The organism is Lysinibacillus sp. CTST325 (assembly GCF_054665055.1).
In genome coordinates this window covers 38,292-63,511 of record NZ_BAAFHO010000019.1, presented here as the reverse complement: position 1 = coordinate 63,511, position 25,220 = coordinate 38,292, and the positions used below count along the sequence as shown (strand labels likewise).

Sequence of the window (25,220 nt, the reverse complement as noted above, 5' to 3'; positions counted from 1 at the left end):
TTTTATATTATTCAACATGTAAAGCAATAGTTGAAACAATTGCTTCTGCTGCATGCTCCCATTTACCATCAATAAAACTACCTAATTTTTGCCCAAGTTCTTGTATCATTTCAAGCGTAACCGGGATATCATTCTTCTCTGCTAATGTAGCAAGAAATGGAGCAGATAAACTTGTCCAACCTCCACGGTCAATTTTAATCTCTACTTGCTTTACTTCTCCATTTTCTATATCAATACGGTAGTATAATTGATCATCCGGACGCCAGCTTAAGTGATGGGATATTTGCCCATTTACAACTGTTAGATCATTCTTTTTCGAAATAGAAGCTGGTTTTACATTAAATTCATGACCTAGTACATTTAATTTTTTAATTTCAGGACCGACTAATGCCGCCTGAACAGCTAGATCCATATTACTTTGTAATGGGATAGATGTCTCTGTCTCAACTACTGGATCAACCGTATCGTTGCTTGCAGCAAAAACGGCTGAAGGATATGCGCTAGTAACGACAAATGTTGTTGCTAATAATGCTGTTGAAGTTACTTTCATAATTTTATTCATAATTATTTCCATCCTTCCCATTAAAATGATTACTGTTTTCTAAATTTTATCATTAGTAGTCTAAATATACAATATGCTAATATATTTTTTTAATGACAAAAGGCACTGAATTTAAATGATTCAATGCCTTTTGTCTACTTTTACCCATACTTTCGCTTAGGTATAAGGATATTCATGATAGTTTCTTAAGGTATTTATTTATTCCATCCTTTTTCTTTAAAGCGGGCAATGGCTTCAATACGATTCCCAACATTTAATTTTTCTAAAATAGTGGAAATGTAATTACGAACAGTCCCTGCTGATAAAAATAATTCTGCAGCAATTTCTTTTGTCGTCTTTCCCTCTGCAACAAGTGTCAGTACTTGGCTCTCTCGGTCAGTTAAAGGATTTTCACTATCATCCTCATAGACAAAATCAACGAGTTCAGGCGCATATATTCTTTTGCCGTCCATAATTGTACGAATGGCACTGACCAATTCTTCTATCGGACTATCCTTTAGTAAATAACCACGAACGCTGGATTTTCTTGCACGTTCAAAATAACCCGGCCTTGCAAATGTCGTTAATATAATCACTTTACAATCAGAACCTGTGCAATGCAGTTCTTCGGCAGCATCCAATCCCGTTTTCACAGGCATTTCAATATCCATAATACAAATATCAGGCTGATGCTCTTCAACAAGCGCCAATGCTTCTTCACCATTTTTTGCTAATCCAACGACCTCCATATCATCCTCCATACTAAGTAATGAACGCAGTGCGCCTAGTAGCATACCCTGATCTTCAGCAATTACAATTCGTATCATGTCGCAATCCTCTTTTCTATATGTTCTTCAGGTTTTCTTTGACCTTCTGATGCGTAATCGCCACTGGAATCGACACTGTTAATGTAGTGCCCTCTTCACTTTCGATTTTAAAAGAACCGTTTATAAACTCTAACCGTTCTCGCATTCCCTTTAAGCCATTACCCGTTTTCCAAGCTTGTTTTTTGGTGATTCCTTGCCCGTTATCACGAACAACTAAATATACTTCCTTAAAATTTTGATGGAAAGCAATTTCGCATTTTGTAGCACCACTATGCTTAACAACATTATTAACTGCCTCTTTTAAGCACATGGATAATACATTTTCCACAAGTGGTGGAACTTGCAAAGTATCTTTATCACCTTCAAATACAAACTCCATTTCAGCAGCCTTTAATATTTGAGAAATACGCATAATCTCATCCTCAAACCTAGCTGTTCGCATATCCGATACTAATTCACGTACCTCTTTTAATGCGATACTTGCCGTTTGACGAATATCCTTAATCTCTGTTAGAGCTTGCTGTGGATCACGTTCAATTAATCTTGAAGCTAAGTCACTTTTTAAGCCTATCATCGATAACTTTTGGCCGAGAGTATCATGTAAATCCCGTGCAATACGTTGGCGTTCCTCAAAAACAATTAACTCAGCTATTCGTTCATTAGCAGTCTCAAGCTGCCCCTCTAAATTTTCGCGTTTATTTTTTGCATAAATCGTTAGTGGAAGTAGCACAACCGCTAGAATCGTTAAAACAACAAATGGTAGTTGTGATAAAAATAAGTGTAGCTCAACGAAAAAGCCAACACCTGTAGAGATAACCGTAAAGCCAATATGTAGTCCATATATAATATAGAAGCCAACAGGTTTACGAATATTTCCAATGAAGAAAGCTGTGAAAATCGATAAATACACATAGCCATATAATATGGTCATAACGATATTAATGACCATTTCAAAGCTAATCCACATATAAACAAGACCGTTTTTCGAATTCATGGAAAACCGATAGAAAATAAAATATAGCATTAAAAATGTAATACCTACTGATATTTCTATATAGGATGATTTTCTAAAAATGAAGAAAAACGGTAGGAAACAGAAAATAATCCATAAATATATACTGAGCATTGGACTATTCGGAATAATACTGTGCCATTTCCTCATTATAATCTCACGCTCTTTCCTACTTTTCCCTTATTATAACAAGAAAATTAATTTTATGCCTGTACATGGTTTTAACCATGACAGCTGTAAATTACATATCAATTGCTTCATTCACAATATATGTTTTATTTACGTAAAACAGCCATCCCTTCGAAGAGATGGCTGAAAAAATTCTACTAAGCAGCAATACTGCTTCTTGCTTTTCGTTTGATTATTTCATTAACTTCTTTAAAGGTTACAAACTTGCCTTGATCCTCATCGTATAACTTATAGCGTAATGATTCTAGGCTTGTACGTAACGTAATAGTCGTTGCCGTGTGTAATGGCGGTATGTCATTATGCGCCTTTTCAAGATTATAGTTCGGTACACGTGGTGCTAAATGATGTACATGGTGGAAACCAATATTGCCTGTAACCCATTGTAATAGCTTTGGTAATTTATAATACGAGCTACCTTCAACAGCAGCCTTTACATAATCCCACTCTGAGTCATGCTCAAAATAAGAATCTTCATACGTATGTTGGATAAAAAATAACCAAATGCCAAGAGAAGCAGCAACAAACAATGTTACTACATGCACTAATAAAAATGCTTGCCACCCCATAAAGTAAATTAAGGCAACACAGATTCCCGTGATAACTACATTTGTTAGATAAGTGTTAAAACGTTCTTTCTGTTTAGCGTCATTTCGATTACGACGGTTTAAAATTAACACCATAAATAGCGGACCTAAGCCAAACATTACGAATGGATTACGGTAAAAACGATACCATAAACGTTGCCCTTTAGATGCTTGTAAAAATTCTTCCACTGTCATCATATCAATATCACCGATACCACGCTTATCTAAGTTCGAGCTAGTTGCGTGGTGAATTGTATGCTCACGTTTCCATTTTTCATATGGGAATGATGTTAACACTCCAGTTACAAAACCAACCCAGTCGTTTGCTTTTTTACTTTTGAAAAATGAACCGTGTGTACAATCATGGAAAATAATAAAAGTTCGTACGACAAATCCAGCAGAAATTACACTTAACCCAACTGTTAACCATGGTGAAACATCCACTAACATATAACCAGCTACCCATAGGGCGATTAAAGGTATAATCGTATTCACCATTTGAAAAATACTTTTAGCTGTGTCAGACTTCGCAAATGGTGCTACATCCTGGCGCAGTTTTTTTGTTTTTTCTTTATCTGTTGCCATTGTTTTTACTCCCTCGTTTCCTTTTTCCTTATGACCTCATCATAAAACAAGAGTATAATCAGCAACAGAAGCAAACATCATAAAAAGGATATGACATTTGTCATACCCTTTTATCTTGCCTGCAGAGAAAATAATTATAAATGAATATGGCTCATCACCATAACGTGTGGTTGATTTCCGTTCCGTCTGGGCGCTTTCCTAGGAACGTCCAGCTTCCACTCCAATCAACTTACTTTCATCGCAAATGTGACATGCCATACCCTCTCTACGCTTTTGGTCCAGTTAACTGTAGCTGGTAAAATACAAGATCTAGCCACTGTTCAAATTTATAGCCTGCATTTTTAATTGTACCTGCATATTCAAAACCTAGTTTTTCATGTACTTTAATACTTCCGATGTTTTCACCATCAATGCCCGCTATGAGTGTCTTCACACCTTGCTCTTTGGCAGTTCGAATTAGCTCTTGCATTAATTGTGACGCTATCCCCTTTTGGTAATGATCCTTATGCACATATACAGAGTGCTCCATTGTGTGCTTATAACCTGGATATGGACGGAACTGACTATATGTTGCAAAGCCGGCTACTGTGCCATTCTCGTCAAAGACAAGCAATGGATTATCGAGCATTTGCTGCTCCTTGAACCATTGTTTTTTTTCTTCTAATGATTGTGTTTCATATCGATAAACAGCTTTGCTCGTTAAAATAATGTCATTGTAAATATTTAAAATCTCGGGTAAATCTTTCTCTTCCATGAATCGAATCAGCATGCTCACGTCCCAACCATCAATTACGCCTCGGCATAATTGCTACTATTACATAAGATTTTACTACTTTTTCAAGCATTACACATTAAAATATCGAGCATCAGGATGTGCAAAGACAATTGCTGAAACAGACGCTTCTGGCTCCATCATAAAGCCTTCGGTTAAATGCACACCAATGTCCTCCGGTTTTAATAAGCCAAACAATTTCTCTTGATCCTCTAGGTTCGGACATGCTGGATAGCCGAATGAAAAGCGCTGTCCTTGATATTTAGCCGCGAAACGATCACGCATTGTAAAATCTGTCGCATCTGGGAAGCCCCACTGGTCACGAATTTCTTGGTGCATACGTTCCGCGAAACCTTCCGCTAGCTCAAGGGCTGTAGATTGTAATGCATGACTTTCGAGGAATTTCCCTTCCTCTTTTAGCTGACGAGCCTGCGCCATAACTCCTTGTCCTGCTGTTACCACCATTAAGGCAATATAGTCCATTTCACCGCTTTCTACTGTTTTCAGGAAATCTGCAAGACATAAAAACGGTTCAACTTGCTGACGAGGGAAGGTAAATCGTTCAATTTCTGTTTTGCTATCTGCTGGATCATAAACGACTACATCATCCCCATCTGCTTGAGCAGGGAAAAACTGATACACACCCGACGGCTTCAATTGGTCACTTTGTAAATATTCGTCGACTAAATCTTTTAACTCTGTTGCCCTTTCATCGCCCGCATCAAGCAGCTGCTGTACTTGACCCTTTAAACCTAGGTGATGTCCAAGTAATGTCCGCATATTAACATATGGATATAAATGCGAAACAGCATAGTCTCTCTTTACATGGCGTCGCAAATCAGCTGGAAGAAAGACAGACGCTTCCTTTACTGTACGCACAGGCTTTATAATTACTTCTTTTACAGGGCGAGCCGCTCTTTTTTCGTCTGCCTCTAAGCGTTTTTCACGAGATTCCTTAATTTCAGCTAAGAAATCTGCACGTGTATCTGTCCCCATTAGCCGATTTGCCTGCTCTAATCCTTGCATCGCATCCTTTGAATAAATGACAGGTCCATTATATTCGCCAGCAATTTTTGTTTCAGTAAAGCGACGGGATAATGCTGCTCCCCCTACTAAAATAGGTACGTCAATTCCCGCTTCTTTGAAATCCTGAGCTGTAATAACCATTTGCTGTGCTGATTTTACAAGTAAGCCTGAAAGCCCGATGAAATCTGGCTTCTCCTTGCGAATCGCTTCTATTAATTGGGCAGGCGTTACTTTAATACCCAGATCAATGACCTTAAAGCCATTATTACTTAAAATAATATCGACAAGGTTTTTCCCAATATCATGCACATCGCCCTTTACAGTAGCAAGTACCATTTTACCCTTACCAGCACTCTCTTCACTTTTCTCCATAAATTGCTCTAAATGGGCTACTGCTGCCTTCATAACCCCTGCTGATTGTAATACCTCTGCTACGATCAGCTGATTATCGTTAAATAAACGGCCAACCTCTGCCATTCCATCCATTAAAGGCCCATTAATAATCTCAAGTGGTGTTTCGAAAATTTCACGAGCCGCATCTAAATCTTCAATAAGCCCTTCCTTTGTACCCTCTAAAATATAGTAGGCTAAGCGACCTTCTACTGTTTTCGGAATATCCTCCTCTGTTTTTTCTTTCTTTTTATCACGATAGAAATCTGTGAAGACAGCTAAAGTTTCATCATTCGTATTAAAGAGTAAATCATTTGCTAGCTTAATTTCCTCCTCAGGAATGGATGCATAACGTTCTAGCTTCTCCGTATTAACAATTGCATAATCTAAACCAGCCTGTGTACAGTGATATAAATATACGGCATTCAGTACTTCACGACCTACTGGTGGTAATCCGAATGAAATATTACTTACCCCGAGCACCGTTAATGTACGTGGCATTTTTTCTTTAATAAGGCGAATTCCTTCTACCGTTTCAAGTGCCGAGCCTATATACTGCTCATCTCCTGTACCTACTGGGAACATTAATGGATCAAAAATAATATCTTCAGGAGCAATTCCCCATTTTTCTGTTAACAATTTATATGAACGTTCAGCAATTTCTAGCTTGCGATGTCGATCAACTGCCATGCCTTGCTCATCAATTGTACCTACAACTAAAGAGGCACCATATTTTTTCACTAACGGTAGAACTGCGTCAAAACGCTCTTCGCCATCCTCTAAGTTAATAGAATTAATGATAGCCTTCCCTTGAGAAAACTTAAGTGCTTCCTCAATTACTTTTTCATCTGTCGAATCGATCACAAGAGGTACTTTTACTTTTTTTACAACCTCCTGCATAAAGCCACGCATATCCGCTAATTCATCGCGGTCAGGATTTGCTAAACAAATATCGATCACATGTGCTCCATTTTTCACCTGAGCACGCGCGATTTCTGCTGCTTCCTCAAACTTCCCATCAATAATTAAATTTTTAAACTTACGAGAGCCGATGACATTTGTCCGTTCTCCAATAAATAATGGACGCATAGAGTCGTCATACACTAATGGCTCTATTCCTGATACTACATGACCATGTGTAGCATCTGGTAATTGGCGAGGCTTTTTGTCCTTTAGCACCTCTCGGATAGCTGCAATATGTGCTGGCGTTGTACCGCAGCAACCTCCGACAATATTTAGCCAGCCCTTTTCCGCAAAGCCTTTTAGCTTTTGTGACAATGATTCAGGGGACTCATGATAGCAGCCTTCCTCATCCGGTAAGCCTGCATTCGGGTAACAGCTAATATAGCCTGTTGAAAGCTCTGCTAGTGAACGAATATGATCAGTCATAAACTCTGGTCCAGTCGCACAGTTTAAGCCAACTGACAATGGCTTAATATGCTCGATGGAAATGTAAAAAGCATCAATTGTTTGACCGGCCAGTGTCGTTCCCATCGGTTCAATTGTTCCAGATATCATCACGGGAAGCTCTTTTTCAGTTGCCTTAAAAGCACGAGATATCCCCAATGTTCCTGCCTTAACATTCAACATATCCTGACTAGTTTCTAGCAACAGAACGTCCGCTCCGGCTTCGATTAATGCCTTTGCTTGAACATAGAAGTTTTCCTCTAACTCATCAAATGTAATACCACCTGTAACCGATAAGGTTTTTGTAGTTGGTCCCATAGCTCCCGCTACAAAACGTGGCCAATCGGATGTTGAAAACTCATCTACTACTTTGCGAGCAATTTCTACAGCACGTTTGTTAATTTCTTCTGCCTTCGCACCTAGATCATATTCATTTAATACAAGTGGTGTACCTCCAAATGTATTTGTACAAATAATATCTGCTCCAGCCTCTAAATATTTGCTATGAACCTTTTCAAGCACATCTGGTCTAGTTAGCACAAGATTTTCATTACAGCCATCATATTCCTCGCCGCCAAAATCCTCTGCCGATAAATTTTCATTTTGTAGCATTGTTCCCATTGCGCCATCAAGAATTAATATTCGTTTCTCTAGTTGCTCTTCAATTATGTGCTTAGCCATTTATACTTACCCCTTTTTTCTGTTCATCCAATTGCTCAATAAATTTCATTAATTCTAGCGTCATATCGTAGCGTAAAAATGGTGTGATGAGGTAAATACCATTGAAATATTCCGCTGCTACTTCTACTAATTCTTTAGCAATTGCAATTCCTTCTAGTGTTGCGCGTTCCTTATCATCGCCACAAACCTTCATACGTGCTAACGCATCATCAGATAGTTTGATGCCTGGCACTTCATGATGTAAGAACTCTGCACTTTTATAGCTCGTTACTGGCATAATGCCTATATAAATTGGTGTTTCTAAATGCTTTGTCGCCTCGTAAATTTCCACGATTTTTTCCTTTGAATAAACAGGCTGTGAAATAAAATAATCTGCCCCATGTTCAATTTTCTTTTCTAATCGAGAGACAGCGCGATCTAATACACGTACGTTAGGATTAAATGCAGCCGCTACAGAGAAATTCGCCTTTTTACGAAGCGGTTTCCCTGAGAACGATACACCCTCATTTAACTGTTTTATTAATTGGATTAGCTCCATTGAGGAGACGTCATAAACGCTAGTTGCTCCTGGGAAATCGCCTACCTTTGTCGGATCTCCAGTAACTGCTAAAATATCATGAATCCCTAGTGCATTTAGTCCCATTAAATGTGATTGAAGACCAATTAAATTACGATCTCGGCATGTTATATGGGTTAACGGGCGTACCCCATGCGTTTCTTTCAGTAAGGCACCCATTGCGACATTACTAATTCTTGGAGAAGCAAGAGAGTTATCGGCCATCATGACTACATCTGCGCCCGCCTCATATATTTTTTTTGCCCCTTCAATAAAGCCTTCAATTTCTAAATGTCTTGGTGTATCTAACTCCACAATAACCGAGCGTTCACGTTTTACTTTTTCATGTAATGGCTCATAATTTGCTGGCTCTGCCTCACGGACAACCTCTACTTTTTCTGGCTTTGCATACTTTTCCTCAACCGGGGATAGCTCCTCTAAGTACTTTTTCGCTGCAGCAATATGCTTTGGAGTCGTACCACAACAGCCACCAATTAAACGTACCCCCTGATCACGAAGCTCTACAGCTGCTCGACCAAAATAATCTGCCTCCGACTCATAAACGACACGCCCATCCTCCAAATCAAGAAGAGAGGCGTTCGGATACGCTGACATAAATGCCTTCTCAGGAAGCTCTACTCCTTCAAATGCTTGGATAGTATGGTGAGGGCCTAAGCGACAGTTAACACCTACGATATCAGCACCTAACGCTTCAAGTTTATGTAAGGCGCTATTTAAGCTCATTCCATTTTGTAATATTCCTGGTTCGTGCATAGAAACTTGAGCAATAATCGGTAATTTCGTTTTAGCTCGTAGCATTGTTAAAGTCGCCGTTAGCTCTTCAAAATCATAATATGTTTCAAGTAAAAGGCCATCAGGATTTCCTGCAAGTAAAACAGTTGCCTGCTCATCAACGGTTGCTAAAATTTCCTCTAACGTTGCATCACTTTTTCGAATACCACGGATTCCCCCAATAGTACCTAAGACAAATTGTTCACCATCTGCCGCTGCACGTTTTGCAATCGTTATAGCGGCTTCATTAAACTGCTGTACACGAGACTCCAACCCATAGCGGGCTAATTTTATGGCATTAGCCCCATAAGTATTCGTCTGAATAATATCAGCACCAGCTGCAATATATTCTCTATGAATCTTTTCAATTAATTCAGGTCTCTGTACATTCATTTCCTCATGACAGTACTCCAAGCCATAGCCGTATAAAACCGTACCAATTGCACCATCCGCTGTAAGAACATGCGTTTTTAACCTTTCAAGCAATCCCATAAAACTAACCTCTCTTCCTTAATCTTTAAAATAAAAAAAGCCTTCTTTCATAAAAAAAGAAGGCTTTTACGTTTCGTAATTGTTTTCCTTCTCATCTTCGACACACGGTCTTCTGGATTTAGCACCTGACAATAAGTTGGTTGCTGAAGCTTCATAGGGCCAGTCCCTCTGCTTCTCTTGATAAGAATTTAGTATGAATTTTTTAAATAATTAAAAGAATCATATCGTTTACGAACGATAGAGTCAAGACTATTTCACTGAACGAAGGATAATTTTTACGAAATTTATAATATTTTGATTTATATCAAACAATTACGATAGTTTTTCTACAAGCTCCTGACCAATTTTTTTACCATTTTGAATACATGCACCTATGCCTACCCCAAAATAAGAGCATCCCGCTATTGATAAATTTGGATAGTTTTTCTCGAGCTCTCGTAAGAGACCTTGCAACGCTTCACGATGTGCCAAGTCGTACTTCGGCATCTGGTCGATCCATTTTGTCACGTCAACTACAGTTGGTTTTTCCTCAATCCCCAAGCTTTTTCTTACGTCCTCTAGAGCTACAACTGCTAACTCTTCATCCGACATCATACGCAATTTCCCATACTCAGGGTTAATGCTCTTATAAAAAAGTCGTACAAGTAATTTCCCTTCTGCTGAAGTGTGTTTCCACTTGCGACTTGTCCACGTTGCTGCATTACAGATAACATCCGAATTATGTGACACAATATAGCCTGTTCCATCTGCTGGTAATCTATTATCGGGAACATCAAATCCTAAATAAATCGTAATGGCGGATGCAGTATTAAATTGTTCAAAATAGCCGTTCAAAGATTCATCCTGTAATAAGCTTTGTACCGCTTCATTTGGCAGTGCCAATACAACATGATTCGCTTCAATCATTTTACCGTTTGCTAACGTAACAGCGTATAGATTCTCCTGCTTTTTAACACTAGTAGTGGCAATCCCTTTTATAATTTCTACATCCGTTAACGTTTCTTCAAGTCGATCAATTAGTGATGATAAACCATTTTTAAATGAAATAAATTTTTTATTAGCGGCTTTCACAAATTGTTCCCTGTTTGCATCGAAACCTTTAATAATACTACCGTAATCGTTTTTGTAATCAATTAAATACGGTAAAGTGGAAGCAATTGAAAGTTGATTTAAATCTCCAGAATATACACCTGCAAGTACCGGTGCTATTTGGTTTTGAACAAGCTCCTCACCTAAATAATACGTTAAAAATTCCCCAATCGAGCTTTCCTTTGTAAACCTTTCATTCGGCATTGTTAAATCCTTTAATGCTTCTTTTTTACCTTCCTCTGATACAAGCGTGCTTTCCTCAAGAGATTGTAAGCTCATAGGAATACCGAACGTTGAGTCTGCTGGGATGGCATGTAGCTCATTATTTGTGTAAATATACGAAATACCTGTTTCGTTGTACACAAGATTTTGTTCAAAATTTAGTTCCTCTACTAACTCCATGACACCTTTATGACGCGCTACAATAGAATCTGCTCCAGTTTCCATGATGAATCCTTGTTCATATGCAGAGTGAAGCTTGCCACCAAGGTATGTATTTTTTTCAACAAGTACAAGTTTTACATCTAAGTTTTTCTCCTGAACTTGGCGTTGTAAATAATGCATCGTACACAATCCCGTAATTCCGCCACCTAATACAACAACTGTTTTCATATTAACCGCCCCTATTTTTAGTTCTTTATTTAGTATAAACTTTTTTTATCGAAAATTACGTTCAACCCTTTACAAATTTAGCAAAAATGGAGCTATCCAGCACATTGGACAGCTCCATTTTTTTCATATTCAAATAGCCTATATTCGCTAGAGGCTTTTATCTCCATAACGGAAATTATATATAAACAGTTAATATAGTGTTATTTGTGCCTTAAAGTGTGTAGCAAAATAGGAAACAACAATTTTCTTTGCCTTTTGCTTTTCTCTAAATTAATTTAAATTTTGTGCAAAGCTAGCTAGTTTTCCAGCTGAGTTTTTCACTTCGTTAAAGGCAATACCTAATTCACTTAGTACTTCTACTATTGCTTGTACTTCTTTTTCCATCTGACCATTTTGGTCTTTAGCCTCGGTCATAGCTTCTAATATGTTAGTAAATTGTCCTTCCGTTTGAACCATATTTTCCTCACCAGAGGCTACCTCTTCTTGAATATTACTAAGCGAATGAACAAGTTTATCTGTCCGTTCATTCGTTTTATGTAGTAACGTTGCTACCGATGTGACAGATTCCTTTGTTTGAATCGATAGTTTTCTCACTTCATCTGCAACAACACTAAAGCCTTTGCCCGCTTCTCCAGCACGAGCCGCTTCTATTGCCGCATTTAAAGCCAACAAGTTCGTTTGATTAGCAATATTTGTCACAACGTTCATAATCGATTCCATTTCCTTTGACATATCTGTCAACTGTGCAATATTTTCCGCTATATCATCAAGCGAATAAATAATATTACTCATATTTTGCGATTGACTCTTTAACCGTTCACGACCTTCTAATGCCTGACTCTCAGCCATAGTCGACACTTGAAGTGATTTTTTCGCTAGTTGTTTAATTTCCTCTGATTGTCCACTTAAGCGATGAAATGAATTGTTCGTTTCATGAGATATTGTGGCAAGACCTTCCGAAGACTCCACGATTTCTTGCTCTATCGCTTCTTTTCTACGTTCCATTTTTTCATGATGTTGCTCAATTGTGTGCTCAAACGCCTCTAAAACCAATTGTTGCTCAAAATTAGAAATTTTTGAGATAGCTCGAATTGTATTAAGCTGATCCATTGGATGATTAACATGTTCTTCAACCAAGTCAATAAATGACGCTGTTAAATCTTGGAACGCACAAATATACCATTGTGTTTTAAGCCCAATATGGACATGCACTTTAGCAATTTTAATTCGTCTTTGATAAAATTCATCATCAATCGTACCACTAAACATTTCAATAATATGACGTCGTAATGTAATTTTCAGCTTCTCCACGGAACTATGTCTATTAATAATATCTACTAAACTACGTTCAGTTCCAATCATTTCATAAAATCGATTAACAATATTATCAATACTGCCTTCTACAAAAGGTTGAAAGGCTCTTAAATATTGTAAATCTCGCTTTGTCAATTTGAGCAAATCAATTTGCTTTTTTATTGAATGGCAATTCGCTAAATCCATTTTTACAATGTATTGCTTTAAATCTAACGCCGTTGTCTTTCTCTGTTTTTGAAAGATCACACATTTACCCTCTTTCATGCTGTGTACTTTTGAAAAGCTGAGAAAAATCTAATTCCGTCCACCAAAAATATAAGAGCTTAGGAAGGTTCATCCCCTACTTTTAGTGATAAGCCATCAGGTTAGTAGTTAACCATTATTATTTATCCCCTTTTATGACGCTGATTCTGTTACGGGCTACAATCAGCTAAAAATGGTAACCTTATTACTAGCTGCTATTGCTACTGACTACTCTTTCAAAATCACTCATATACATTATACATTTTATAAATAGCTGTCAATTTTTAAATATACATTTTTTACCTTAAATTGTATAAAAAGTCCCTGTTATCTTACTTATTATCTAAAGCAGCAAAAAAGCTACCACAATACTTTCGGGTAGCCAATTTACATCATCTCTGTTTTTTTTTTGCTTATTTTTTCCTTGTTTTAGTTTGCAGTAATTACGCTTTATTATATTAATATTTTTACAATCAATTCCATATAGTTATATAAACCTATATATTGCACCAAAAAAACAAACCTACGACCTAGCCGAAAAGTGTTGATAATCGATTCTAAACACCTATTATTTTTTAATAAAAAATACTCACATTCCTTTCAATTCTTGCAGTAAAATTGCAGCTTCCTCACTTCCTGCTTCTGCTGCAAGTCCATACCACTTTATAGCCTCTTTAATATTTCTAGCTATTCCTTCTCCTTTATTGTATATGTGCCCTAATTGTAATTTAGCTTCCGAATCTCCTTGAAGAGCAGCCTGTTTAAACCAATGAATACCCTTTTCAATATTTCGTATACCTGTTAACCCTTGGCTCCAAATAAAGCCCAAATCATAAAAGGTATCGACATGATATTGCTCTGCAGCTTTTTCATACCAATATAATCCACGGTTCACATCTTTAGGTTGCCCTAACCGTCCCTCTAAATAGATTCCTCCAAGCCTGTATTGCGCTTCGACATAGCCTGCTTCAGCAGATCTTCTATAGTAGCTACATGCTTGCTCCTCATTTTTGTCGATTCCTAATCCCTGCTCATAAATAATTCCGAGGGTAAACATAGCCTCTGCCACACCTTGTTGTGCAGCGAAGTCGAACCACTTCTTCGCAAGTACCAAATTTTCTGGTACTCCCTCACCGTTAAAATACATATCCGCTAAATTATTTGCAGCATCTGGATGCCCTTGCTTTGCTGCAGCCTCATACAATAAAAAAGCTCTATTATAGTTTTCTTGAACACCTAGACCTTCAAAATAAAAATTACCAAGTGCATATTGTGCATCGGCATTTCCTTGTGATACGGCTAACTCAAACCACTTTATTGATTTTTCTGGTCGGAAATATTCGCCGTCAATTGCACTATAATATTCTCCAAGCTGAAATTGTGCATCTGCATCCTGTTCTTCAATCGCATCTTTGTATAAGTCAATGATTTCCTCATGATCTAGATCTTCTTCGTCAAACGCCTCAACCTGTTCATTTTGGTGAATAAAATACCATTCCAATATATCAAGTACATCATCAACAACTTCATTGCAATTAGATAACCTCTCCAGTGAAGAAATTTGCCAAATAAAAATATAGATAGGGAGTGGAATTGCATCACGCAGTAAATCATCATATTCAGCTAAAAGCGTTAGCACATTCTCTTGTACTGACTTTGCCTGTTCTGGATGGATAATTTGTAAGTGTCGTTGTTGTTTCTTTTTCAACAGTCCTTGCACAACTTGATATAGTATTTTGTGCAAGGTTGCTAATTGTACTTGTTCGACTGTTATTAAATTAATGTTTTGCGCAAACCATGTATCTTGTGTTTGCGTGAGCATTTGCAGAGATACAATTCGCTCTTTATTTTTTTTTGCTAAAAATTGCCCATACATTCATTTCCCCCCTTACACTCTATCTTGCCACTATTATATGGAAGACAGTTCTGAATTGGTTACACATATGCTCTCAAGATTAATCCAATAAACAATGTAATGAACAAAAAGACAGTGACATGAATCCATTTATACATTTCTAATAAACCGATAAATTCACGAGTAAATGCATTAGGTACATAGTAAAAGGCTGTCTTCGAACCAACACCTTGTGCATTAAGCTTCGCCTTTTTGGCATAAATACTTGCACGAAAAACATGAAAATTATTTGTTACAAATAAGGATCGATATTTTTTTCCTTGAGCATGCTTATCCATAATTTTTTTAGAGAATGCCATATTTTGTTCAGTATTTGTCGATTGATCTTCCATTAATACTTGTTGAGCGGGTATTTGATGTTCGTCAACTATATATTTTTTCATGGCATATGCTTCTGATACTTTTTCATCATGCCCCTGTCCTCCTGAGACAATAATGTAAGGTCGTTCTCCATATTTTCGAAATCGCTTTACTGCCTCGTCTAAACGGCTAGCTAAAAGTGGTGGCACCTTATCTCCAATTAGTCCTGACCCTAGCACTATAATATAGTTAGGCTCATAAAAAATCGGCGTAAAATGATAGAGAGTGGCATAGGCCATTATGCTTGTGTATAAAAACATTGTATAGCCAAAAACTAAAAACGCATAGAAGAAAAGAATATGCCAAATTTCATGGTCAATATTCGTAAAAATCACAAATACATACCAAATCATCATGATAAAAAAGCTCAAGCCAAAAACAGCTAACAATAGATTACGAACTTTACGGCCTTCTTTTTCAAGTAAAACTTTACTATTAAAAAACGTAGCTATCGATAAAATAAACATAATACTCGGGAAGCTTCCTAGTATTATGACTATACCCATCTTCGACACAATCCCCTGCTCATTTGGGAGAAATACAGGATGACTAATTATTGTGCTTAAAATAAACAACCCTAAAAGGCCAAGAACTACTGCATTAATAAAACGTCTTTTTTCCGTTATATATAACAGTAAAAAAATTGAAATTAATAGTGCTAATGTTGAAATCATCGTCTCTCTCCTTTCTATTTATATACCCTTTTTAAGGCTTATCATCATAACGGGGGATTGATTCCGTTATGAATAGGGAGCGGCGCCCAACCTCTACTACAATCAGCGATATACGCCATCCTTATAAGTCATGCATGTCCAATATTTAGTGATGAGTACTGACACTTCTTGTTCAAATTTATTGATATATCTAAATTGATGGAAGCGTTTATTTTGTTTTTCAAGATGGTTCATGTAAAATTAGTTTATGACAAAACTAAAAATTATATTGGAGGAATACAAGTAATGAAAAAAATTCTTGCTGCTATTTTTGCAGCGACACTTATGTTTGCGTCTGTTGGTGCAACATTATTCATCTCAGATACACCAACTGCAGAAGCTAAATCCTATAAGTCAGGTAAAAAAGGTTTCTCAAACAATAACAATAACAATAACTCAAATTTCCAAAAATCCCAGGATAAAACTAAAGACCAAAATAATGCAACAACAAATAAAAACAATACAACTTCTACAAACAAAACGGATTCAACAGCTAAGAAAGGTGGCTTCTTCTCAGGTGGCCTTATGAAAGGCTTAATGCTTGGTGGCTTAGCTGGCTTATTATTCGGAAGTCTTTTCAGTGGTATGGGTATGCTCGGTAATATTTTAGGCTTATTAATTAACGTTGCAGCCATCATGGTTATCGTAATGCTAGTCGTAAAAATTGTTAATATGTTTAAAGATAAAAAGCGTAAAGAGGAAGCACAATGGCACAAATAATTAATGAGCAAGATATTATAAATGCAATTTGCTTATCACAGTCCTACTATAAAAACATCCGTCCTGAGGATGTACTTGTAGAACTAACATACGATGATGACACAGGCTTTGGTGCAGAAATTGAAGTAAATGGTCAAATCGAAATGTTCGATACAGCAGCAATGATCGGCGCACTACGTGTATGGATTAAAGATGTCCTCCATGGTGATCCTTTTTCAACAGGCATCGAACTTGTCCTAGACGATGAGGAAGGCATTATTGCTAAACTATCGTAAATAAGTAAAGAATAGCAGATCAATCAATCTTTGAGATTGATTGATCTGCTTTATTAATTTCCAAGACTTTTTTTGCTAGTTCTTTCTTTTCTTCCTCAATCGAAAAATCGACTATTGATCGGCCAAGCATTATTAGCGTAATAAACATGACGCCTGTTCCAATAATTAAATAAATCATTGTAAATATCTTTGAAAAATCACTAGTAGGATACAGTCCAGTCTCAACACCAGTTGGAATTAAACTCACTACTGAAAAATACATAGCATCCAGCCAATGCCACCCTTCCGTCCCTCTATAAAACATAGTTCCTGAAAGAATGATAAAAAATAATGTTGTAAACAAAGATAGAAATTGTGGACGCTTCAATGACTTCCACATGCCTACTAACAATCTTTTCGCAGATAAAATAAATGACAGCATCGCATTCTCCTTTGATCCATTTTCACTTCAGCATTATTACAATTCTAATTTGGTTCATCGCCATAGTGGGGGGGTGATTTCCGTTCCGGCTGGGAGCTTTGTTGCTTATCCCCAAGGAGTCGCCCAGCCTCCACTCCAATTAACTTATCAACATGGTATATATTTTAACAATTGCCATCTCCAACTTTTGATAATCAACTCTTAAATTGTACTAGATATTCATCGCAATAAAAATAACATATGTACACGTCAAAAGGTAGAGATTTCTATTTACAATCTCTACCTTAAATTATTTTACTTCTTTAATAGACTGTTAAAATTCACAAATATTTTCGCTGCATGGCTACGCTTTGTAGGAGCCTCGGGTGAAAATTCCCCTTCGTTACCTCTAACAATATCAAGCTCATACAACATCGTTATTGCATGCTTTGTTTCTTCTTTGTAAGAGGCAATATCAGAGAATGGTGCTTTTCCTTTTACAGCATAATGTTGCTTTTGTTGAGATTCATAGGCACGATTAATCATTAATGCTAATTGAGCGCGAGTAACTGGCTGTCCTGGATTAAACTTCCCATCTGTTCCCTTAATTAACCCATACGCATAAGCTGCTGCAATTTCTGACTGAGTTCCAACGTCATAGCTTGAGATGTCTGTAAATGGTGTCTGTTCCTTCGTCGTTAAACCTAGACTTCTAACAAGCATCGTAGTAGCCTGTGCACGAGTAACATTTTGCTCAGGTCTAAACGTACCATCTGCGTAACCTTTCATAATACCTTCTTCAGCGGCCATCAGAATATGCTCCTTTGCCCAATGATTTTCTATATCGGTAAAGCTTAAAGTTCTCCTGGTAGTAAAAGTAACTGATGGACTTTGAACACTTTCATTACCAGCTGCATCAATCGCTTTAACTGCTACCGTGTATGCTGTATTCTCTGTTAAATTATCCAAGGTTATCGCCGTTATCTCAGCATTTTGTGTAAATGTTAGCTTACCATTTACATAAACGTTGTAACTAGTGACACCTACATTATCTCTCGCTTTCTGCCAGCTAATTTTTACAGTTTTACTATCTTTCATATTTGCTTGAATCGTTTTTGATACATCCCATAAAGAACTTGCTTTAATCGCTGGTAAAAATGCCTCGTTCGCTACAGCTAAATAGCCTGCTTCACTTAAATGGATATTTTCAGGATTTGGTAAATAGCTTGGAATATCTTTTGCGACAATATCGTATGTCGGTACAAAAACGGCACCCGCTTTTTCAACAGTTATTTTTATCGTCGTATTCATAACCTTTAGTAGCATTTTAAATTGTGTCTGTAAGTCCTCACTATAGTACGGAAATGAATTATAATAACCCATGACATAAACTTGAGCATTCGGATTAAGCTTCTTTATTTCTTCTAAAATAGCAGCAATATTTTTTATTGCCTCTTGGGAAGCTTTTGCCATCGCAGCTGCATTAATACCAGTTGTCTGAGACTCTTCTAAAATAGGTATTAAATCATTGGCACCAGCGGTTAGAGTAATAATTTCAGCCTCTTTAATCGATGTGCGAAGCTTTACCTTCTCACTTTGATAACCGAATCCTACCACTGGCTTTTCCATATTATTTTGTATATCTTCTAATACATTTTTCGTTGTATAGCCCGAATATGCAAACCCTTTATTATAAGAAGTGATGAAACCATCTTGCTGTAAAGCTTGTGCAACAAAATCTGTGTAACCTAACCCGATGATACCAACCTCATTCATACCATGTGCTAAGGAATCACCCAGAGCTACATAATCTGCTTGAACTACCCAACTTGGCGCTATGTAGTCTCTTTGTTCCTCAGCATTTACACTTATCGGTACTATTAACTGTAATGCCAGAACGCTAGCCGCTAAAAACCGAAATCTCTTTGATAATTGCATACACCCACTCCTCCAATTTTCACTAATTACTATTTTAATATAAATAGGATAAAAATGGGTTGAATAAGGCAAATTGAGATTATCACCATAACGTGAGGTTGATTTCATACGTTTTAACAAATGTCATCCACGACTTTTGGTGATGAGCTAAAAATCATTATTTATTCCAGTTGAACCTTTCCATAAATGCCGCCACCACCAACTTCGATTGCTAATTGCCCCGTTCTTGCTAAATCGATCATCTTGGCAATTTTGTGCGGCACGGTTTGTTCGAGTTGTTCTAGTGTAACTCGATGCAAGATGTTCATCTCTGTACCAAATGCTTGTACTAATCGTTCCATCATTTTTGGCCCTAATCCTGGAATAAAGTCTAGTGGTACTTGGTGAATATATGGTGGTCGCGGTCGTTTATCTGTAACTTGCTCTGAAAGCTCCTTAATACGTGTTGCAACACCTTTTATAATTTGCGTGCTTAAACAGTTTGTACAGATTGTTGCCGAATTGCTAAGCTGCTCACCACATTTCGCGCAGACAGTCTCATGATATTTACCAAGCAAAGGATTTAAGCCATAATTGGCTGTCACTGCTCGATCTTGCTGTTCATGAAGCGCCATCTTTAATTCTGTAAAATTTGCATTAGATAGTCTTAATTTTTGATATTCACGTGCCATTTTTCCAAGTGAATGAGCATCAGAGTTGCTGACAAATGTATATGCTTGCAGCTCTTTAATGTTACTCACCATTTCGGTATCGGAGCTCAAACCAAGCTCTATCGCATCTATAAGCTGAGGGTCAAATACTTCTGTTAAACTAGAATACACGCCTTTACCAAATAAGCTTTTAAATGGTGTAAAAACATGCGCAGGAATAAAAAGCCCGCCTAACTTATGAACCCTTTGCTGCAATGTTCGACCATCACAATAAATGCGCTGAGAGCTTAAATGAATATTTTTCATATGATTAGACATCCAATTTGAAAATTCCCTCATAAGCAGAAGTGTTGGAAAATAGGCAAGTACATGGATTGGTCCAAGGCAATGATGATCATAGATTCCCATTTCAGTACCCGGAATAAGTGTTGTTTCTTGAAAACGAAGCCCTCCCTGTTCTAGCTCCTTCAGTTCTCCTTGTTCCATCATCTCTGCCATTTCATCCATTACTTCTGGTGAATGGCAATCAATAATCCCGATAATATCTAGTCCCTTTCTTGCACTTGCCGTCTCTAAAATTCTGGCTAACGTTAACGTTTTACTGCCAGTAATTTTAACAGCACGTCCACTTAAAGTACGTCCTATATGAATATGTAAATCCGCATAGAAATCTTGCATCATTGTCTCCCTCCTATTTTTAAATGAAATAAAAAAGCCTCACATTGCTGCAAGGCATTTTATTCTTAATTATGATGAATGATTGCTGTGAGTACTATTGTTTGATTCGAAAGCACCCGAGCCCTGTGATGGCATTGTCGAAGAGTCATATGCCACTAATGTCACTCCAATGTTCTTTTCTAGCTCATTAAGTTTTTCAAGCTGTTGTTGATCTAATTGCGCAATCTTTATCTCTTCCATTTTCATCAAATCCTTTCACGAATAAAGTTCCCCAAATAAAAAACATATATACACAGAAAAAATGACTGATTGTCAGTCATTTTCTTTGACTTTGTTTCAGCTATTTTGTAACATATTAAATAAGTAGGACAAAAGCGAGGGATTTCATGTCAAAAGAAGAGAAAATTATTCAAGCTGCAATTGAAGTTTTCCGTGAAAAAGGAATTGAAAAGACAAAGGTTTCAGATATCGTAAAAGCTGCAGGTATCGCGCAAGGAACATTTTATCTTTATTTCCCATCACGTCTTTCTGTTATGCCGGCAATTGCAAAGGTTATGGTTGAGAAAATTATTGCTGCTATTAACGATGGTATTTCAAAACAGGAACCTTTTGTAAAGCAGCTAGAAAAAGTAGTAGATATTGTTTTTTCTCTAACAGAGAAATATCGAGATGTTTTTGCACTTATCTATGCTGGTATTACCCAAACTGAGCATATGAAAGAATGGGAAAATATATATGCTCCCTATTACGAATGGATGAATCATTTCTTAGATGAAGCTCAACAACAAGGAACGATACGCGCTTCTCTAAATACTACTCGTTCTTCTAAACTTATAATCGGTCTAGTAGAATCTGCCGCTGAACAAATTTATTTGTACGACGACAGTGAAGAAGAAACAATTAGACTTCAAAAGCTTGAACTCCTTGACTTTTTACATCATGCACTCGATTTACGTCACGCATAAGTGACGTTCTCTTTTACACTAAAAATGACTGAATGTCAGTCATAATGATAGAAAGGAATTTAACTATGCAAAAAGATTGGATTTATGTTGGATTAACTAGTTTGTTTGAATTGTTTTGGATATTTGGTTTTAATGTTGCCGATTCCTGGTGGCATTGGGCTATTATTGTGTCCCTCATTGCATTGGATTTTCACTTCTTATCAAAGGCTTGTGAAAACCTACCTACAGGAACGGTTTATGCGACTTTTGCTGGGGTCGGTACAATTGGTACTACATTAATGGATATTTTTATTTTTGACGGTGAGTTTAATGCTATTAAAGGAATTTTCATGTTTATTTTAGTACTGGGTGTTATTGGTCTTAATTTAGCTGATAACCCTTCAAAAGATCATGTTGAAGAGAAAGGAGCTAATGCATAATGGGTTGGATACTTGTTTTATTAGCTGCAATTTCGGAAATTGTCGGTGTTGTAGGTTTACGCTTTTATAGTCAGGAAAAAAATATACGAAATTTATTAATATATCTAGGCGGCTTCGGGACGTCCTTTGTGCTATTATATGCATCCTTTAACTATTTACAGTTAAGCATTGCCTATGTAGTTTGGGTTGGTATTGGTACAGTTGGTGCTGTTCTCGTGAATATTATATTCTTCGGTGAATCTAAAAACCTGACTCGAATTATTAGTATTATCGCCATTATCATTGGTGTGGCAGGATTAAAAGCGGTATCTTAATTTTTTCTATTTTAATTCAAAGTATTGTGAGTGAGTGCTAATGCCTAGTATGGCTTTTTGGCAAAGTGAGAGGTTGATCTCCGTTCCGACTGGGCGCTTTCCTGGGGGCGTCCGATGAGCCGCTTAGGCCAACACGATGTTGGTCACGAAGGCGTTATCACAGGACGTGATGGTTTTAGCCTTCGTTCCTCTATCGCTGATCCCCAAGGAGTCGCCCAGTCTCCACTCTAATTAATAATTATAAAACGAATTAGCAAAATGAGTTTTTGTGCGTAAGCGAAATATTAACGTAGTGGCATCAATAACTTTCTCATTTTACTAAAAAGGGCGCAGTGGGAATGAGCATGAAAATACCCTCGATTAAACAAAGTTAGATATAGTTCGTAATTACTTTCATCCTCGTGGACATTACAGGAATCACTAAATAGCAGGTCTCCTGGCTTCAAACCCTTGCCTCCCCATTCTAGAACAGTGGCTACGTCATCATAGAACTCCTCGTTACATTTCGAGACAGCGTCGGCTTTGCATCGACTTCTCTTTTAAGTGTCACATTGTACAAAAAGTCGTACCATCAGCGTCCGTTTCCATCATATACTTTAAACGTTAGTCTATAACTAACAATTAAGCAAAACAAACATTTTGTGTTAACTATTAAATTTTATTAAGTTGACACAAAATGTTTATTTTTTTACACTATTATTATCAACAATACTTTTTTAGGGGTGTAATAATGACAACAGTTGCGGAACACACACATCATAAATTAAGAACAGTCGATCTTGCATACATTGGACTATTTTCAACATTGATGATGATAGGAGCTAATATCACGTCCATTGTACCTTTCATGGTTGTTGGTGGCGTACCTATTACATTGCAAACATTTTTTGCTATTTTAGCAGGACTTATTCTTGGTAGTAGAAAAGGGGCACTCGCTTGTACGGTTTATATGTGCATAGGTTTAGCAGGTGCACCTGTATTTGCTCGTTTCAACGGAGGCTTTGGTCAAATTATAAGCCCTACTTTTGGTTTCATTGTTTCTTTCATATTAGCTGCATTTGTCGCGGGGCTTATTATAGAACGTAGTGGGACGAAGAAAAACTATGTAGTTGCTGCATTAGTTGCAACAGCTATTAATTACTTACTAGGAACAAATTGGATGTACTTTGCCTACAAGCTATGGGCTAGTGCTCCTGATGCTTTCACTTATAAGGTAGCATGGCTTTGGATGATGCCTCCATTGCCAAAGGATATTATTTTAGCTATATTTGCAGGTATTTTTGCATACCGCCTTCAAAAAGTGTTAAAAATAATTCCGATTAAATAAAAGCTTATCACCATAACGTGGGGTTGATTTCCGTTCCGGCTTGGCGCTTTCTTTTTACTGATTGTTCTATTTGTCGCTTTGGCTCTTCTACCCTTCGCTCTATCTTAAATCCAACAAACAAAAAATGTCCCATATGTATATTGCATACTTATGGGACATTTTTTTATTTTTAAATGTATTTTTTTATCCAGTTTAAGAAGTTATCAATAACTACATCTAGGAATTTGATAGTACCTTCATCTGTTAAATTGCCTTCTGTATCAAATTTAGTGTGCACTGCTCCAATATAAACGTCATTACCACTAAGTAATGGTGAATTTACTCCAGGTGAGAATAAAATATCTCGTAAATGTAATTGTGCTTTAACAGTACCTAAGTTACCCATTGATGCTCCCATCATGAATGATGGCTTGCCAATCATTACTTTATCGACGCGAGATAACCAATCGATAGCGTTAACCATAACACCTGGCACTGTCCCATTATATTCTGGTGTCAACCAAAGAACTGCATCTGCCGCTTTTACTTTTGCTTTAAAATCAAGGACAGGTTGTGGTGCTTCATTTTCGATATCTTGATTATACATTGGTAAATCTTTTAAACTTAATATTTCAAGATCAATTTTCTCTGCATAACGCTTTTGAACAAATTTCGCTAATTGCATATTATAAGATTCTTTACGGATACTACCTACGATTGCTACTACTTTCACGTTGTTTCCTCCTAAATGTGCATTCATTTTATTATTTGTTACAAGTTTTATTTTATACTGCCCTAATAATAAGTTGCAAATTCCTCGACTGGTTTACGATAACCACGTAAACGGCGACTATCTTCTTTTTCCTTACCTATTGTAATCATTAGTGCAATCTCATGTGTTTCTGGAATATTAAAAAGAGCTCTCATTTGTTGCTGATCAAAGCCGATCATTGGACATGTATCCCATCCACGATTTTTGGCAGCAAGCATAAATAACATAGCGGAAAGTGAAGCGTTACGAATGGCTTCCTCCTTCATAAATTCCTCGCCACGTTCTTCATAAAATTTAGCGTTTTCATTGATGATATTTTCTAATTCACAAGCATTAATAATGCCTAAGTCTACCATCCCTTGATTAAGGTTAGCAGTGTTTTTATAGGCTTCTTTATCTCCTAAAACAAGTATTACCGCTGAGGCTGAGTGCACTTTATATTGCCCGAATGCTGCTTCTCGTACTTTTTCTTTTTTTTCTTCATCTAATACAACGATATAATTGGCATGTTGTAAATTAAAGGCGGATGGCGCTAGCTTAACATCCTCTAAAATGGGACGTATATCTTCTTCGCTCATCTTGATACCCTCTATAAAATTATTCGCAGAGCGACGCTTATCTATTAGCTTTGAAAATTCCATCTACTAACCTCCAAGAGTATGTAATTTCCAATCAGTAGAAGC

Annotated in this window: 23 protein-coding genes and 2 riboswitches; of the genes, 6 read left to right on the top strand and 17 right to left on the bottom strand. The window is 37.1% G+C overall.

Translation table 11 applies throughout. From position 1 onward, the window contains the following. Nucleotides 1–7: 7 nt before the first annotated feature. From ACYQ73_RS25745 to ACYQ73_RS25695, 11 genes are all read right to left on the bottom strand, one after another. Nucleotides 8–562, bottom strand: coding sequence for a methyltransferase (locus ACYQ73_RS25745; RefSeq protein ID WP_460015051.1), 555 nt, complete (start codon nucleotides 560–562; stop codon nucleotides 8–10). A gap of 194 nt (nucleotides 563–756) precedes the next feature. Continuing rightward, nucleotides 757–1,368, bottom strand: coding sequence for a response regulator (locus ACYQ73_RS25740; RefSeq protein ID WP_370082970.1), 612 nt, complete (start codon nucleotides 1,366–1,368; stop codon nucleotides 757–759). A gap of 16 nt (nucleotides 1,369–1,384) precedes the next feature. After that, a complete protein-coding gene (locus ACYQ73_RS25735; RefSeq protein WP_460015050.1) occupies nucleotides 1,385–2,530 on the bottom strand; it encodes a sensor histidine kinase in 1,146 nt (381 codons plus the stop codon). A 176-nt stretch (nucleotides 2,531–2,706) separates the two neighbouring features. Beyond that, nucleotides 2,707–3,738 carry a Delta(5) desaturase DesA gene (gene desA, locus ACYQ73_RS25730; protein WP_460015049.1) on the bottom strand — a complete coding sequence of 344 codons (1,032 nt, stop codon included), beginning with the start codon at nucleotides 3,736–3,738 and terminating at the stop codon, nucleotides 2,707–2,709. 265 nt (nucleotides 3,739–4,003) lie between these two features. Further along, nucleotides 4,004–4,504, bottom strand: coding sequence for an N-acetyltransferase family protein (locus tag ACYQ73_RS25725; protein ID WP_460015080.1), 501 nt, complete (start codon nucleotides 4,502–4,504; stop codon nucleotides 4,004–4,006). Between the two features lie 78 nt (nucleotides 4,505–4,582). After that, a complete protein-coding gene (gene metH / locus ACYQ73_RS25720) occupies nucleotides 4,583–8,014 on the bottom strand; it encodes a methionine synthase (protein ID WP_460015048.1) in 3,432 nt (1,143 codons plus the stop codon). Next, entirely contained in the window at nucleotides 8,007–9,854 is a 1,848-nt protein-coding gene (locus ACYQ73_RS25715; RefSeq protein WP_460015047.1) for a bifunctional homocysteine S-methyltransferase/methylenetetrahydrofolate reductase, read from the bottom strand. The genes metH and ACYQ73_RS25715 overlap by 8 nt, the downstream gene beginning before the upstream one ends. A gap of 88 nt (nucleotides 9,855–9,942) precedes the next feature. Continuing rightward, a riboswitch (SAM riboswitch) is annotated at nucleotides 9,943–10,041 on the bottom strand. A 125-nt stretch (nucleotides 10,042–10,166) separates the two neighbouring features. Further along, nucleotides 10,167–11,555, bottom strand: coding sequence for a protoporphyrinogen oxidase (locus ACYQ73_RS25710; RefSeq protein ID WP_460015046.1), 1,389 nt, complete (start codon nucleotides 11,553–11,555; stop codon nucleotides 10,167–10,169). 270 nt (nucleotides 11,556–11,825) lie between these two features. Then, entirely contained in the window at nucleotides 11,826–13,115 is a 1,290-nt protein-coding gene (locus tag ACYQ73_RS25705; protein WP_460015045.1) for a protoglobin domain-containing protein, read from the bottom strand. Nucleotides 13,116–13,701: 586 nt separating this feature from the next. Then, nucleotides 13,702–14,988 carry an SEL1-like repeat protein gene (locus tag ACYQ73_RS25700; protein ID WP_460015044.1) on the bottom strand — a complete coding sequence of 429 codons (1,287 nt, stop codon included), beginning with the start codon at nucleotides 14,986–14,988 and terminating at the stop codon, nucleotides 13,702–13,704. 59 nt (nucleotides 14,989–15,047) lie between these two features. Beyond that, nucleotides 15,048–16,061: a YdcF family protein gene (locus ACYQ73_RS25695; protein ID WP_460015043.1), complete on the bottom strand. Its 1,014-nt coding sequence runs from the start codon at nucleotides 16,059–16,061 to the stop codon at nucleotides 15,048–15,050. 285 nt (nucleotides 16,062–16,346) lie between these two features. Here ACYQ73_RS25695 and ACYQ73_RS25690 point away from each other — a divergent pair, with 285 nt between their 5' ends. Both ACYQ73_RS25690 and ACYQ73_RS25685 read left to right on the top strand, forming a co-directional pair. Then, nucleotides 16,347–16,820, top strand: coding sequence for a hypothetical protein (locus tag ACYQ73_RS25690; protein WP_049667815.1), 474 nt, complete (start codon nucleotides 16,347–16,349; stop codon nucleotides 16,818–16,820). Then, nucleotides 16,808–17,095, top strand: a complete 288-nt coding sequence (locus ACYQ73_RS25685; protein ID WP_132364200.1) for a DUF2653 family protein — start codon at nucleotides 16,808–16,810, stop codon at nucleotides 17,093–17,095. The genes ACYQ73_RS25690 and ACYQ73_RS25685 overlap by 13 nt, the downstream gene beginning before the upstream one ends. A 19-nt stretch (nucleotides 17,096–17,114) precedes the next feature. Here the strand turns inward: ACYQ73_RS25685 and ACYQ73_RS25680 are convergent, their stop codons facing one another. From ACYQ73_RS25680 to ACYQ73_RS25665, 4 genes are all read right to left on the bottom strand, one after another. Beyond that, a complete protein-coding gene (locus tag ACYQ73_RS25680; RefSeq protein WP_460015042.1) occupies nucleotides 17,115–17,516 on the bottom strand; it encodes an ion channel in 402 nt (133 codons plus the stop codon). 294 nt (nucleotides 17,517–17,810) lie between these two features. After that, nucleotides 17,811–19,433: an S-layer homology domain-containing protein gene (locus tag ACYQ73_RS25675; RefSeq protein ID WP_460015041.1), complete on the bottom strand. Its 1,623-nt coding sequence runs from the start codon at nucleotides 19,431–19,433 to the stop codon at nucleotides 17,811–17,813. 161 nt (nucleotides 19,434–19,594) lie between these two features. After that, complete coding sequence (locus ACYQ73_RS25670) at nucleotides 19,595–20,761, bottom strand: endonuclease Q family protein (RefSeq protein WP_460015079.1); 1,167 nt, start codon at nucleotides 20,759–20,761, stop codon at nucleotides 19,595–19,597. Between the two features lie 69 nt (nucleotides 20,762–20,830). After that, complete coding sequence (locus ACYQ73_RS25665) at nucleotides 20,831–21,001, bottom strand: hypothetical protein (protein WP_460015040.1); 171 nt, start codon at nucleotides 20,999–21,001, stop codon at nucleotides 20,831–20,833. A 146-nt stretch (nucleotides 21,002–21,147) separates the two neighbouring features. Between ACYQ73_RS25665 and ACYQ73_RS25660 the strand changes: the two genes are divergently transcribed. The 4 genes from ACYQ73_RS25660 to ACYQ73_RS25645 all read left to right on the top strand — a co-directional run bounded on the left by ACYQ73_RS25660 (nucleotide 21,148) and on the right by ACYQ73_RS25645 (nucleotide 23,786). Next, nucleotides 21,148–21,726, top strand: coding sequence for a TetR family transcriptional regulator (locus ACYQ73_RS25660; protein WP_460015039.1), 579 nt, complete (start codon nucleotides 21,148–21,150; stop codon nucleotides 21,724–21,726). A gap of 65 nt (nucleotides 21,727–21,791) precedes the next feature. Continuing rightward, a complete protein-coding gene (locus tag ACYQ73_RS25655; protein ID WP_370083149.1) occupies nucleotides 21,792–22,145 on the top strand; it encodes a DMT family transporter in 354 nt (117 codons plus the stop codon). After that, nucleotides 22,145–22,459 carry a DMT family transporter gene (locus tag ACYQ73_RS25650; RefSeq protein ID WP_460015038.1) on the top strand — a complete coding sequence of 105 codons (315 nt, stop codon included), beginning with the start codon at nucleotides 22,145–22,147 and terminating at the stop codon, nucleotides 22,457–22,459. Before ACYQ73_RS25655 ends, ACYQ73_RS25650 begins: the two co-directional genes overlap by 1 nt. A gap of 408 nt (nucleotides 22,460–22,867) precedes the next feature. Continuing rightward, nucleotides 22,868–23,047, bottom strand: a riboswitch (cobalamin riboswitch). Nucleotides 23,048–23,189: 142 nt separating this feature from the next. Beyond that, nucleotides 23,190–23,786, top strand: coding sequence for a biotin transporter BioY (locus tag ACYQ73_RS25645; protein WP_460015037.1), 597 nt, complete (start codon nucleotides 23,190–23,192; stop codon nucleotides 23,784–23,786). A gap of 169 nt (nucleotides 23,787–23,955) precedes the next feature. On the opposite strand, the gene ACYQ73_RS25640 is transcribed toward ACYQ73_RS25645, so the two are convergent. Next, a complete protein-coding gene (locus tag ACYQ73_RS25640; RefSeq protein WP_460015036.1) occupies nucleotides 23,956–24,498 on the bottom strand; it encodes an NADPH-dependent FMN reductase in 543 nt (180 codons plus the stop codon). A gap of 62 nt (nucleotides 24,499–24,560) precedes the next feature. Then, nucleotides 24,561–25,178, bottom strand: a complete 618-nt coding sequence (locus ACYQ73_RS25635) for a nitroreductase family protein (protein WP_460015035.1) — start codon at nucleotides 25,176–25,178, stop codon at nucleotides 24,561–24,563. Between the last annotated feature and the right edge of the window lie 42 nt (nucleotides 25,179–25,220).

What these genes read in the sequence shown, in the direction of transcription:
- ACYQ73_RS25745 (WP_460015051.1), bottom strand. Translation starts at nt 562, where the DNA reads ATGAATAAAATTATGAAAGTAACTTCAACAGCATTATTAGCAACAACA.
- ACYQ73_RS25740 (WP_370082970.1), bottom strand. Translation starts at nt 1,368, where the DNA reads ATGATACGAATTGTAATTGCTGAAGATCAGGGTATGCTACTAGGCGCA.
- ACYQ73_RS25735 (WP_460015050.1), bottom strand. Translation starts at nt 2,530, where the DNA reads ATGAGGAAATGGCACAGTATTATTCCGAATAGTCCAATGCTCAGTATA.
- desA (WP_460015049.1), bottom strand. Translation starts at nt 3,738, where the DNA reads ATGGCAACAGATAAAGAAAAAACAAAAAAACTGCGCCAGGATGTAGCA.
- metH (WP_460015048.1), bottom strand. Translation starts at nt 8,014, where the DNA reads ATGGCTAAGCACATAATTGAAGAGCAACTAGAGAAACGAATATTAATT.
- ACYQ73_RS25715 (WP_460015047.1), bottom strand. Translation starts at nt 9,854, where the DNA reads ATGGGATTGCTTGAAAGGTTAAAAACGCATGTTCTTACAGCGGATGGT.
- ACYQ73_RS25710 (WP_460015046.1), bottom strand. Translation starts at nt 11,555, where the DNA reads ATGAAAACAGTTGTTGTATTAGGTGGCGGAATTACGGGATTGTGTACG.
- ACYQ73_RS25700 (WP_460015044.1), bottom strand. Translation starts at nt 14,988, where the DNA reads ATGTATGGGCAATTTTTAGCAAAAAAAAATAAAGAGCGAATTGTATCT.
- ACYQ73_RS25695 (WP_460015043.1), bottom strand. Translation starts at nt 16,061, where the DNA reads ATGATTTCAACATTAGCACTATTAATTTCAATTTTTTTACTGTTATAT.
- ACYQ73_RS25690 (WP_049667815.1), top strand. Translation starts at nt 16,347, where the DNA reads ATGAAAAAAATTCTTGCTGCTATTTTTGCAGCGACACTTATGTTTGCG.
- ACYQ73_RS25685 (WP_132364200.1), top strand. Translation starts at nt 16,808, where the DNA reads ATGGCACAAATAATTAATGAGCAAGATATTATAAATGCAATTTGCTTA.
- ACYQ73_RS25680 (WP_460015042.1), bottom strand. Translation starts at nt 17,516, where the DNA reads ATGCTGTCATTTATTTTATCTGCGAAAAGATTGTTAGTAGGCATGTGG.
- ACYQ73_RS25675 (WP_460015041.1), bottom strand. Translation starts at nt 19,433, where the DNA reads ATGCAATTATCAAAGAGATTTCGGTTTTTAGCGGCTAGCGTTCTGGCA.
- ACYQ73_RS25670 (WP_460015079.1), bottom strand. Translation starts at nt 20,761, where the DNA reads ATGCAAGATTTCTATGCGGATTTACATATTCATATAGGACGTACTTTA.
- ACYQ73_RS25665 (WP_460015040.1), bottom strand. Translation starts at nt 21,001, where the DNA reads ATGGAAGAGATAAAGATTGCGCAATTAGATCAACAACAGCTTGAAAAA.
- ACYQ73_RS25660 (WP_460015039.1), top strand. Translation starts at nt 21,148, where the DNA reads ATGTCAAAAGAAGAGAAAATTATTCAAGCTGCAATTGAAGTTTTCCGT.
- ACYQ73_RS25655 (WP_370083149.1), top strand. Translation starts at nt 21,792, where the DNA reads ATGCAAAAAGATTGGATTTATGTTGGATTAACTAGTTTGTTTGAATTG.
- ACYQ73_RS25650 (WP_460015038.1), top strand. Translation starts at nt 22,145, where the DNA reads ATGGGTTGGATACTTGTTTTATTAGCTGCAATTTCGGAAATTGTCGGT.
- ACYQ73_RS25645 (WP_460015037.1), top strand. Translation starts at nt 23,190, where the DNA reads ATGACAACAGTTGCGGAACACACACATCATAAATTAAGAACAGTCGAT.
- ACYQ73_RS25635 (WP_460015035.1), bottom strand. Translation starts at nt 25,178, where the DNA reads ATGGAATTTTCAAAGCTAATAGATAAGCGTCGCTCTGCGAATAATTTT.